10 protein-coding genes are annotated in these 11,825 nt (G+C 35.6%); 9 read left to right on the top strand and 1 reads right to left on the bottom strand.

What is annotated here, in order from left to right:
• Positions 1–24 precede the first annotated feature (24 nt).
• On the bottom strand, positions 25–1,038 hold the full coding sequence (locus LVD51_RS09390; RefSeq protein ID WP_236970969.1) for a helix-turn-helix transcriptional regulator: 1,014 nt from the start codon (positions 1,036–1,038) through the stop codon (positions 25–27).
• A gap of 514 nt (positions 1,039–1,552) precedes the next feature.
• Here LVD51_RS09390 and LVD51_RS09385 point away from each other — a divergent pair.
• The 9 genes from LVD51_RS09385 to LVD51_RS09345 all read left to right on the top strand — a co-directional run.
• Complete coding sequence (locus LVD51_RS09385) at positions 1,553–2,425, top strand: hypothetical protein (protein WP_236970968.1); 873 nt, start codon at positions 1,553–1,555, stop codon at positions 2,423–2,425.
• Between the two features lie 394 nt (positions 2,426–2,819).
• Entirely contained in the window at positions 2,820–5,849 is a 3,030-nt protein-coding gene (locus LVD51_RS09380; RefSeq protein WP_236970967.1) for a type I restriction endonuclease subunit R, read from the top strand.
• A gap of 34 nt (positions 5,850–5,883) precedes the next feature.
• The gene (locus LVD51_RS09375) at positions 5,884–6,267 is read left to right on the top strand and encodes a GxxExxY protein (RefSeq protein ID WP_236970966.1); all 384 of its coding nucleotides are present in this window, start codon (positions 5,884–5,886) and stop codon (positions 6,265–6,267) included.
• A 105-nt stretch (positions 6,268–6,372) separates the two neighbouring features.
• A complete protein-coding gene (locus LVD51_RS09370; protein WP_236970965.1) occupies positions 6,373–7,644 on the top strand; it encodes a restriction endonuclease subunit S in 1,272 nt (423 codons plus the stop codon).
• A 2-nt stretch (positions 7,645–7,646) separates the two neighbouring features.
• Entirely contained in the window at positions 7,647–8,006 is a 360-nt protein-coding gene (locus LVD51_RS09365) for a four helix bundle protein (RefSeq protein WP_236970964.1), read from the top strand.
• Positions 8,007–8,098: 92 nt separating this feature from the next.
• Positions 8,099–9,184, top strand: coding sequence for an ATP-binding protein (locus tag LVD51_RS09360; RefSeq protein ID WP_236970963.1), 1,086 nt, complete (start codon positions 8,099–8,101; stop codon positions 9,182–9,184).
• 7 nt (positions 9,185–9,191) lie between these two features.
• Positions 9,192–10,802 carry a type I restriction-modification system subunit M gene (locus LVD51_RS09355; RefSeq protein WP_236970962.1) on the top strand — a complete coding sequence of 537 codons (1,611 nt, stop codon included), beginning with the start codon at positions 9,192–9,194 and terminating at the stop codon, positions 10,800–10,802.
• Positions 10,803–10,985: 183 nt separating this feature from the next.
• Positions 10,986–11,459: a DUF6994 family protein gene (locus tag LVD51_RS09350; protein WP_236970961.1), complete on the top strand. Its 474-nt coding sequence runs from the start codon at positions 10,986–10,988 to the stop codon at positions 11,457–11,459.
• 25 nt (positions 11,460–11,484) lie between these two features.
• Positions 11,485–11,825: transposase (locus LVD51_RS09345; protein WP_236970960.1), on the top strand; the 341-nt coding region annotated here is incomplete at its 3' end.

Below are 11,825 nucleotides of genomic sequence, written 5' to 3'. Positions count from 1 at the left end.
ATATCATGTTTATGGTGTGGACCATCATCCTTTATCGGATTCATAAAGATTTAGGGCGGCCTTCAATTCTTCGGCGAAGGCTTGTCTAACTGCTGGTGGTTCGACTACCTCCACATTTTTACCAAAACTTCTCAATACACTGAACAATTCATAATTGATTTTCACTTGTATTTCGATGAGGATACCATCATCTGTATTTCTCTGTTTTTGACTGGGATGCAAGGGCTTGGTCAACACGTAGGGCAAACTCTCTTCCGAAAAACGAAGTAATATCTTCTGCTTTTCAAATCCATTAAAATGGGTAACCCCAATGACGTCATAGAAATAATCGTCAAAATCAATATCGCTAGGAATAAATTCCCTGTCCAAATTGGAAAACGACTCGATGCGATCGAGGGCCAGATTCCAAACCGTGTCAGGCTCTTCTTCGTTCCTACCAATGAGAAACCACCGCGAATTGTATTGTTTTAAATAATGTGGGTGAAAAACATAAGTTCGCTTTTGTTTATAAAAGTCTTTAAAATCAATGGACAATACTTGTTTATTAATCACTGCCCGAAAAATATCACTAAACAAATCCATACCTTTTAAATCGGGATTGTGTTCTAAACTTATCAGGGATTTGGCTCCATAGTCCAATGAGACATGAAGATCGGAAGACTCCCGAATAGAATCCAGCCATTGGCCGAAGGGAAAATTAGACACTTGTTCCAAAGACTGCAATATTTGTTGCAATTCATTGATTTGGTGTGGAGTGATGGGCGCATTGCGAATTGAAAAACTCTTGTCGCGATATCGGTAATACACTTTACGCGAATCCGTCCTCTTTTCGATATCGGCATTAAACATATCGGCATCAGCGAGTCGCTGCAAGTCTGTATAGATGGTACGAATAGACACTGGATCTACGCCCATTTCTTGGGTCAGATGATGGTTCACCTTTTTCAATAAATCGTCAACCGAATACCATTTAGTAAAATGAGATAGGCATTCATCTATAATTCGCAATCGTATTTGTTGGTTTCTATTAATCGGCATATGTAATCAGTTGTTTTATACCCCTATTTTCAACATTGCGGGCTTGGGCAAATATAGGGTAAATGATTGCAGGTTTATAGCAGAAATGGAGGGGGAGTAAAGGAAGTCTATCGAGTCGTTTATCTCAATTTGACATTTAATTAAAAGAATTTATTAACATATGCATTCTATTCTTTACTCACAAGTCACGAAGGCTTATCCCTGTCCATCATTTTTGTTGTTGCATCCATAGAAAAAATCAATTTCAATCATCGATTATGTAATAAACTAAAGCTGGTCTTTTAAAAAGACTGATCCACTTTTGTTGAGACTATAGCTTCGAAACATATATCTCGGCAAATAACACAGAAATAAAGTATATTAAACTAATGTTTAGTAAAATTTCAATATTAATACAAACATAAATAAATATATAACGGAATTTCCCATCCTAAAAATAGATGATTTACTATCTTAGGCGAAGAATAGATATATGATCAATGAGCGTGTACGATTGATATCAAGTATAAGAAAAATGCAATTATTTAAGAAATATAAGGACAAAACTAAATGTTGGTGGTGCGGTTCTAGAAATTTATCTAGGGAGCATAAATACAAAAAAACAGACCTTGAGCTTTTGTATGGTAAGGATTATACAATTAATAAAAAGATAAGTAAAATTGCATTTAGAACTGAAAGAAAAGGAAAATTTTTGCAGAGTTCTTCTTCAACCCATGCCAAGTTTCGAAGGTGTTTATGTATAGATTGTAATGGAAGAAAAAGCCAGAATGCTGACAAAGCCTATCAAAAATTAATTGAATACTACTACGATAACCAAATCAAGCTAATTAAAGATGGAGAAATCTCTTTAAGGTCAATATTTAGTAATGAATGGGAAGAAGGAATAAGAAATGTGCATCGTTATATAGCAAAGCATATTGGATGCAGAATAGCAGAGCTAGGATTTTTACCTTCAAAGAATCTAATTGACTTTTTAAATGGGAACCCCACATGTGAAGATTTAAAAATTGTCCTTCAGATTAAACCTTATCAATTTGGAGAAATAGAAAATCCAATAGAGTGTATTTTCTTAGGACCATTTATACCAGTAAATTGTAGTCCAAATAAAAATAAAGATGTGATTACATCTTTTTTAGGTTGGTATACTTTTGTAAACTTCTCATGGAATTATCTTCATGAACCAGGAATAGGAAAGTCCAATATGACCAAAGAAATAATCAAATTAGATATAATCGATTTTAAAGATTCCGAAGTTTTAGAAATTTCCTTAAAGGAAGAAACCTTCGAAAGGGATTGGGCACTCGGGTTAGAAAAAATTGAATACTACCCTTTTTTAGGAAATAATAGGGATCTGGACCTCTATGATTACATAAAAAATTATGTTTGATAAACCAACATATATCGATCAACCCTTCCTCTCGTCAACAGACAGCAAATACTAATTTTTCAATATTAACCAAAAAATTGCCAATGTACAAATTACACAATTGCCAAGCTGCACAAGCCAATACATGCTCCTTTCACATTATTGCTCAGTTTATATTTTACTATTTGAGATATAATTGTATTTTAGAACCCATAATTAGATAGCAATGGACCGAATAAAACTAGTTCTTCATAAAAGGGAACTAAACAAAAGTGATTGTCTGGACAACTCGGGAAGAGTTACAACAGGGTTAACGCATACATTGAAAACAGACAGCAATCAAGTCAGGAAATTCTTTATGACATTGCACGAATATTAAATGTTTATCCCAAAAAATTATTGAAAGAAGATTTGAATGACTAAAGAATATCAAATAGAAGAAAATCTGATTGAGCAGTTAAAAGGCCTAAAATACACCTACCGGCCTAATATTGTCGACAGGAAATCTCTTGAGCAGAACTTCAAATCTAAATTTGAAGCACTCAACCGTGTGCGATTATCTGAGAGTGAATTTTTACGCTTACGAGAAGAAATTATAGAACCTGATGTATTTTATGCTTCTAAGAAATTACGTGAAAGACAGTATTTTCAAAGAGAAGATGGAACACCCCTTCATTACACTTTAGTAAACATCAAAGATTGGTGTAAAAACGACTTTGAAGTCATCAGTCAATTGCGCATCAATACCGAAAACAGTCATCAGCGTTATGATATCATTCTACTTATCAATGGTTTGCCAGTGGTGCAAATAGAATTGAAAAAGTTAGATGTATCGCATAGAAAAGCCATGCAGCAAATTGTGGATTATAAAAATGATCCGGGCAATGGCTATACGAACACCTTGATGTGTTATATGCAATTGTTTATTGTGAGTAATGGATCCAGAACCATCTATTTCTCAAACAATAAAAATCAACACTTTCAATTCAATGCCGACGAGCAATTCTTGCCTATCTACGAATTAGCCGATGTAAACAACAAGAAAATCAACAATTTGAATGATTTTACTGAAAAATTTCTTGCAAAGTGCACACTTGGGGAAATGATTAGCAAGTACATGGTGTTGGTGGAAAGTGAACAAAAATTACTCGTGATGCGCCCCTACCAAGTGTATGCAGTAAAGGCGATTGTGGATTGTATTCAACAAAACCGTGGTAACGGTTACATCTGGCACACCACAGGAAGTGGTAAAACCTTGACTTCCTTTAAAGCTTCTACACTTCTAAAGGACAATGCAGATATTGAAAAGTGTTTATTTGTAGTTGATCGAAAAGACCTAGACCGTCAAACCCGTGAAGAGTTCAATAAATTTCAGGAGGGTAGTGTTGAAGAAAACACCAATACAGAAACATTGGTCAGACGATTACTCTCTACCGACTATGCAGACAAAGTGATTGTCACAACGATCCAAAAACTAGGTCTTGCATTGGATGGTTCCAACAAGAGAAACTACAAACAGCGATTAGAACCTTTGAGCGACAAACGCATGGTATTCATTTTTGACGAGTGCCACCGTTCACAGTTTGGAGATAATCACAAAGCGATCAAAGAGTTCTTCCCGAATGCTCAACTGTTTGGATTTACTGGCACACCCATTTTTGAAGAAAATGCGACTTATAAAATAAGAGAAGACCAATACGGAACATACAAGACCACAGAATCCATTTTTGAAAAGCAGTTACACGCTTATACCATCACACATGCCATCGATGATAAGAACGTACTTAAATTCCATATCGATTACTTTAAAGCCCGTACAGACCAGGTCGAAGATGGAGAAGGTGCTGTAAATGCTATTACAGAAGAAGCAAAAGCCAAACAAGCCATTGCAGAAGCCATTATCGACAAACACAATGCAGCTACCAATCAGCGAAAATTCAATGCTGTATTAGCGACTGCATCTATCAATAATGCCATTGAATACTATCGACTTTTCAAAACCATTCAGGATCGAAAAAAAGCAGAAGATAAAAATTATGTCCCATTGAATATCGCCTGCGTGTTTTCTCCACCGGCTCAACTGATTGCGCAAAATGGCGACCAACAAAGTCAAAAAAATGCCGCTGACATTAAACAGCTTCAAGAAGATTTGGCTCAGGAAAAAGAAGACAACCAACAAAATCCTGAAGAGAAGAAACAAGCCTTGATTGAAATCATTGCCGATTATAACAATCAGTTCGGAACCAATCACGACATCAACAATTTTGACATCTATTACCAAGATGTACAAAGACGCATCAAAGACCAAAAATTTTCCAATAAAGACTATCCACACAAAAACAAGATTGACATTACCATAGTGGTCGATATGCTACTCACTGGTTTTGATTCCAAATACCTCAATACCCTGTATGTGGATAAAAACCTTAAATACCATGGATTAATACAGGCGTTCTCTCGTACCAATCGGGTACTAAACGATACCAAACCCTACGGAAACATACTCGATTTTCGTTCTCAGCAAGCGGCCGTAAATCAAGCCATCACCCTCTTCTCTGGTGAAGAAGGAGGCAAAGCCAATGAAATATGGATTGTAGACCCAGCTCCTGTGGTGATTGATCAATACCAAAAAGCTGTTGAAGTTATTGGCGATTTTATGGCAGCACACAACTTGGTGAACGAACCACAAGAAGTGTACAATCTGCGTGGTAATGCTGCGAAGATTGCTTTCGTTAAAAACTTTAAGGAAGTTCAGCGACTAAAAACCCAACTCGACCAGTACACCGATTTGGATGAACAGCAGCAAGAAATGATTGAGGCGATTCTACCAAAAAACATCTTACAAGAGTTTAGAAGCTCCTATTTAGAAACCGCCAAGCAACTTCGAGAGGTTCAGCAAAAAGAAGACGAAGATACATCTGAGGACATCCAACAATTGGATTTTGAATTTGTACTCTTTGCCTCTGCTGTGATTGACTACGACTACATCATGAGCTTGATTGCCGACAGCACACACCAAAAACCTTCTAAACTAAAAATGTCCAAGTCTCAAGTCATTAGTTTGCTTAAGTCAAACTCCAACCTAATGGAGGAAGAAGAAGACTTGACTGATTATATCAACAGTTTGGACTGGGAAAGTGGAAAAGATGTAGAAGCACTACGCCAAGGCTATGAAACCTTTCGATTAGAGAAATACGACCAAGAGCTGGCCGAAATTGCAAATGATCACGGATTGCAAACGGCAGCCTTGAAAACCTTTGTAGAGCAGATTATGAACCGAATGATTTTTGACGGAGAAAAACTAACCGATCTAATGGAACCTTTGGAATTGGGTTGGAAACAAAGAAGCAAAGCGGAAATAGCCTTAATGAAAGATTTGGCTCCCCAACTAAAAAAATTGGCCAAAGACAGAGAAATTAGTGGATTGGCAGTGTATGATGTCTGAACACGATTAAATAGATTACAAGAAGGACACGAATATGAAAGAAGATATAAATGATTTGACACACAAAATAATTGGATGTGCTATGCAGGTACATCGAGTTTTGGGTAATGGTTTTCAAGAAGCAATCTATCAACGAGCCTTAGCTATTGAAATGCAAAAGCAAAGATTGGCCTTTAAGCGTGAAATGGAAATGACCATTATTTATGATGGCTTAGATATTGGTATAAGGCGTGTTGACTTTTTTGTGGAAGAAAAAGTAATGGAAGAAATAAAAGCCATTGAAAAACTAGAAGATGTTCATAAAGCCCAAGCTATTAATTACTGTGAAGTTAACAATATTGCAGATGAGCTTTTAATCAATTTTGGTGATAAAAGACTGCAAAATCATCGTGTTTTCAATAAAAAATTAAAGTCATGAAAAGAGAAAATCTGAACAGGATAAAAAGATACCTAAGAATAGTACGATATATTCATCTTGTATATCCTGCACATCTTATGAATCATGTTCGACAAATAGCAGTTTATGAGTAAAGTGATGAAATTAATACCAGAGTTAAGATTTCCTGAGTTTCAAATTGAGAGAGATTGGGAATACTTGAATGGTAACGAGTTATTTGAAACTATCTCAAATAAGAATCATAACTCAGATTTACCCATTCTTGCTATTACTCAAGAACAAGGTGCAGTACCAAGAGAACTGATTAACTACAACGTATCAGTATCAGATAAAAGTGTAGAAAGCTATAAGGTAGTTGAAGTCGGTGATTTCATAATTAGTCTCAGGTCATTTCAAGGAGGAATTGAATATTCTAAATACTTAGGGCTGTGCAGTCCTGCTTACATAATCTTAAGAAAGAAGCAGAATGATTCAAATAATTTTTACCGCCATTTTTTCAAGTCCTTTTTATTTATACAGGACTTGAACAGAAACTTAGAAGGTATTCGAGACGGGAAAATGATAAGCTATAAGCAGTTTTCTGACATTCTAATTCCTCATCCAAAAAAACAAGAACAACAAAAAATAGCCTCTTGCCTTTCTTCTTTAGATGAGTTAATAGCTGCCCACAGCGATAAACTGGACGCCCTCAAAGACCACAAAAAAGGCTTGATGCAAAACCTGTTTCCACAAGAAGGCGATGCTTCGACAGGCTCAGCACTGCCTAAGGTGAGGTTTCCAGAGTTTGAAAGTGATGGAGAGTGGGAAATCAAGAGTATTGAAGAAAATATTGATTTGATTTCTGGAATTGCTTTAAAAAGTAAGGAACTATCTGATGATAAATCAGGAACACCGATTCTTAGAGGAATAAATATTACTGAAGGTGTTATTCGTCATTCTGACGAAATGGATAAATTCTTTTTGGGTGACAAATCTGAATTAAAAAAATACTTAGTGGAGGAAAATGACATTGTTATTGGTATGGATGGTTCTAAAGTCGGAAAAAATGTTGCTCTTATTTCCAAAGAAGATTCCGGCTCAATTCTAATTCAACGAGTAGCGAGAATAAAGGCTGTCAATTCTGATGTAAACTATCTCTATCAACAATTTGTCTCGTATAGATTCAGAAGATATGTAGATGTTGTAAATACTAGCTCAGGAATTCCTCATATAAGTGCAAAGCAAATTCGTGATTTTGAAATTGGATTCCCTCCTAAAATTGAAGAACAACAAAAAATCGCATCCTGTCTTTCGGCATTAGATGAATTAATCACCGCACAAACAGAGAAAATCGAAGAATTGCAACAGCATAAAAAAGGTTTGATGCAGGGTTTATTTCCTAGATCTATTACGAATTAGAAATGAAGAAAGGTAATATCATACAAGAGAAGTCGTTTTCGTTTGCAATCAAAATTGTAAATCTGTATAAATATCTAATATCAGAGAAAAGGGAGTTTGTATTATCCAAGCAGCTTTTAAGAAGTGGAACATCCATTGGAGTCAATGTGGAAGAATCAATTGGTGGCCAGAGTACAAAGGATTTTATATCCAAACTCAGCATTGCTTATAAAGAAGCGAGAGGAACCATATTTTGGCTCAAATTATTGAAAGCAACAGACTTTCTTAATCAAGATCAAGCAGATAGTTTACTTTCTAATGCCGAAGAAATTTGTAAAATACCTGGCTCTATTCAAAAAACTATAAAATCTCGTAATTCGTAATTGAAAATTCATAATTGAATACTATGACACAAAAAGAACATCATAAAAAAGTCTCAATGTAGGGGATGTTTCCAAAAATTGATAATTAAAAAATGGCATCTTTAAACGATATAGCACAAGAATTAAAAGATATGGAGGAGAATATTATTCTTATCTATGCATTCAATGCCACAGGAAAAACAAGACTTTCTGTTGAATATAAAAACTTGACAAAAAAAACAGAGGATGGGGAACACACTGGTGTTTATTACAACGCTTTCAGTGAGGATTTGTTTGTGTGGGATAACGATAATGACAATGGTGAACAAAACATTAAACTTGACATTAGACCCAGTAATTTAAATTCTCTTCACAATTTAATAAATGAAGAATATGTGGAAAAGAAGCTTCTACCTTATAGAAGGAAATATAACTTCTTTTTTAATACTAATCAAAATTCTGAAAAAGGTTACGATTCAGTTCAATTCTACGCGAATGATGACTCGAACACTCCAATAAAAATATCAAGAGGTGAAGAGAGAATTTTCGTGTGGTGTTTCTTTTTAGCACTATTTGAAGTTGACGGTTGGCCAGACACTCAAAGTGAACATACCTTTATTGATGACCCTGTTTCAAGTTTAGATGACCATAATATCTATGTTACAGTATTTACAGTTTATGAATTATTAGAAAGGGAATTTGAAAATCGTAAAATTATTATCACGTCACATCACTTTGGTTTTCTCACGATATTATCTGACATGCTTGGTAAGGGTTCAAATGCTCACAAGTTTAGAAATCGAGATAATTCCAAGAAATACAAAGAGTTTATTCTTGAAGGCAATAGTAATGATTTGTCGTTGATAAAAGCTAAAAATGGTGTTTTTCTGTATCATTTGAGATTATTACAAATCCTTAATCAGGCAAAAGAAACAGAAGTATTTAATTATCACTTTGCATTACTAAGACAAGTCTTAGAGAATATTGCATCTTTCCTTGGTGTCGGCCAATTCAGTTATGTATTAGAACAGATTGGAATAATCGATATAGATAGAGTGGCATTCATAGTAAATGCACTCACTCATTTAAATGTTTATCGCCAACAATTTGACAAACCGGTACCCGACAATTTAGATATGTTTAATGAGGTTTTAAACCGAATCATGGTAAAATTTAATTTTATAATTCCTAACGAGTAGAGTTAAAATGACACAAAAAAATCAACAACAACTAGGGAAAACCCTTTGGGGAATTGCAAACGATTTAAGAGGTGCCATGAATGCGGATGATTTCCGTGATTACATGCTATCGTTTTTGTTTTTACGTTACCTATCGCACAATTATGAAGAATCGGCGAAAAAGGAATTGGGTTCTGATTATCCAAAACTGGCAAAAGAGGATGGTCGTACACCACTTGGTGTTTGGTATATAGACAATGAAGAGGATATAGTGGAATTTGAAAAACAAATGCGCAGAAAGGTACATTACGTCATCCAACCAGACCATCTATGGAGCAATATTTCAGAACTAGCTCGCACCCAAAATGAAGAATTGCTGGTCACCCTTGAAGAAGGGTTCCGATACATTGAAAATGAATCCTTTGACAACTCCTTTCAAGGGCTGTTTTCCGAAATCAATTTAAATTCTGAAAAGCTCGGCAAAACACCGGTCGAGAGAAATAAGAAACTCTGCACTATCATTCAAAAGATTGCAGAAGGCATAGCCGATTTTTCCACCGATACCGATACGCTTGGAGACGCCTATGAATATTTAATTGGTCAGTTTGCGGCAGGTTCTGGCAAAAAAGCGGGCGAGTTTTATACCCCACAGCAAATCTCAACCATCCTTTCTGAGATTGTAACTTTAGACAGTCAAGATCCTTCCACAGGCAAGAAAACCAAATTGGACAAAGTATTGGACTTTGCTTGCGGTTCCGGCTCTCTATTGTTGAATGTGAGAAAGAGGATCAAAGACAATGGTGGTACAGTTGGTAAAATCTATGGTCAAGAAAACAACATCACCACCTACAACTTGGCGAGAATGAACATGCTCTTACACGGCATGAAAGATACCGAATTCGAGATATTTCATGGTGACACCCTCAAAAATCAGTGGGACATTTTGAATGAAATGAATCCGTCCAAAAAAACAGAGTTTGACGCCATAGTCGCCAATCCACCTTTCAGTTTGCGTTGGGAACCGAACGACACCTTGGCAGAAGATTTTCGATATAAAAGTTACGGCTTAGCGCCCAAATCAGCAGCTGATTTTGCATTTCTTTTACACGGTTTTCATTACTTGGGCAAAGAGGGAACCATGGCCATTATATTGCCTCATGGCGTTTTATTCCGTAGTGGTGCAGAAGAACGAATCCGCACCAAGTTATTAAACGATAACAATATAGATACGGTAATTGGAATGCCATCCAACCTCTTCTATTCGACAGGCATCCCCGTTTGTATTTTGGTATTGAAAAAGTGTAAAAAAGAAGACGATGTCTTGTTTATCAATGCCAGTGAGCATTTCGCAAAAGGTAAGCGACAAAACACCTTGACAAAAAAGAACATTACAAGAATAGTAGAAACCTACAAGTACAGAAAAGAAACCGAACGTTATTCTCGTAAAGTCTCAATAAAGGAGATTCAAAAGAATGGATATAACCTGAACATTACAAGATATGTAAGTACCGCAGAGCCTGAAGTACAAATTGACTTAGAAGAAGTAAATAAAAAATTGACATCGATCAATGAAAGAATTGAAAATAAAACGAAAAAACACAACGAATTTTTGAAAGAGTTAGGATTAAAAACAATTTAAAAAGTGCATCCGTGAGGCTGAACCTCCTTGTAGTCATCCTTCCTGTGGCTACAATGAGCTTTTACGACAACGCAAAGAAAATAAATCACAAATCCCAATAATTTGTAGAGTGACTAGTTTCCTGTAATTTTGCTGATCGTACAATTAATCTTTACACCCCAACAAAATAATCACTTACCAGACATGAGTGAGATAGATATAGAATATGATTATAGATTAGATAGTAAATGTGGAGATCCTGATGTTGATAGTCTAAAACTATATAACCTCCATAGTATTTTATGGAATCAAACACTCCCTAACACAGAAACTTTACAACTTAAGATCCCTCGTAAAAGTTACGGTAGATTAATCTTAGAAACTAACTTAACGGATAATTTGTCAAGCGATAGAATGTGCCCTCATTTTGTTGGAAAATATAACGGGAGACTAGATGGCTGGCTAAATGATGGTGATAAAATAAGATTACAACAAAAAGTCAGAACAATTGGAGGACATATTGTATTCCCTGCACATAGAAGAAATGGATTTACCATCAATCAAGCTAGAGGCATTAATCAAAAAATCAGTGATAGATTTGATTTAACATTAGAATGCATTAGGAGATTTTATAGAAATGAAGCAAATCCTTTAGACAGTATGAGACTGTTCAATTAAGTGTGTCTACTTATCTTAGCAAACTATGAAAAAAGAGAAGAAAAACGAGAAGGAAATACTAAGTCAAGAATTGTATGACCGGTTAAAAGATCACTTATATAGCAAACGTCCAGTCTTAGGAGAGGATAGCCCATTTAGTGAATTGTTACAATCGATGGTAAATCAAGTATTAGAAGGAGAAATGTCTTCCTTTATGAACGAAGAGCGAGCATCATCACGAAAGAATAAACGAAATGGGAAAACATTAAAGAAAGTGAGAACCAATAGTGGGGATATCTATGTAGAGACCCCAAGAGACCGTAATGGTGATTTTGAACCAGAACTAATAGGTAAACGGGAAAGAGAGTTAAGCAGTGGACTGGACGA

It is taken from the genome of Membranihabitans marinus (assembly GCF_021729155.1).
GTDB classification, from domain to species: domain Bacteria; phylum Bacteroidota; class Bacteroidia; order Chitinophagales; family Saprospiraceae; genus Membranihabitans; species Membranihabitans marinus.
The sequence above is the reverse complement of the archived record's forward strand: the minus strand, read 5'-3'. Positions and strand labels throughout refer to the sequence as shown.

Excerpts from the sequence above, each read along its gene's own strand:
- LVD51_RS09370 (WP_236970965.1), top strand. The coding sequence starts at position 6,373 with ATGAGTAAAGTGATGAAATTAATACCAGAGTTAAGATTTCCTGAGTTT.
- LVD51_RS09360 (WP_236970963.1), top strand. The coding sequence starts at position 8,099 with ATGGCATCTTTAAACGATATAGCACAAGAATTAAAAGATATGGAGGAG.
- LVD51_RS09375 (WP_236970966.1), top strand. The coding sequence starts at position 5,884 with ATGAAAGAAGATATAAATGATTTGACACACAAAATAATTGGATGTGCT.
- LVD51_RS09365 (WP_236970964.1), top strand. The coding sequence starts at position 7,647 with ATGAAGAAAGGTAATATCATACAAGAGAAGTCGTTTTCGTTTGCAATC.
- LVD51_RS09355 (WP_236970962.1), top strand. The coding sequence starts at position 9,192 with ATGACACAAAAAAATCAACAACAACTAGGGAAAACCCTTTGGGGAATT.
- LVD51_RS09390 (WP_236970969.1), bottom strand. The coding sequence starts at position 1,038 with ATGCCGATTAATAGAAACCAACAAATACGATTGCGAATTATAGATGAA.
- LVD51_RS09380 (WP_236970967.1), top strand. The coding sequence starts at position 2,820 with ATGACTAAAGAATATCAAATAGAAGAAAATCTGATTGAGCAGTTAAAA.
- LVD51_RS09350 (WP_236970961.1), top strand. The coding sequence starts at position 10,986 with ATGAGTGAGATAGATATAGAATATGATTATAGATTAGATAGTAAATGT.
- LVD51_RS09385 (WP_236970968.1), top strand. The coding sequence starts at position 1,553 with ATGCAATTATTTAAGAAATATAAGGACAAAACTAAATGTTGGTGGTGC.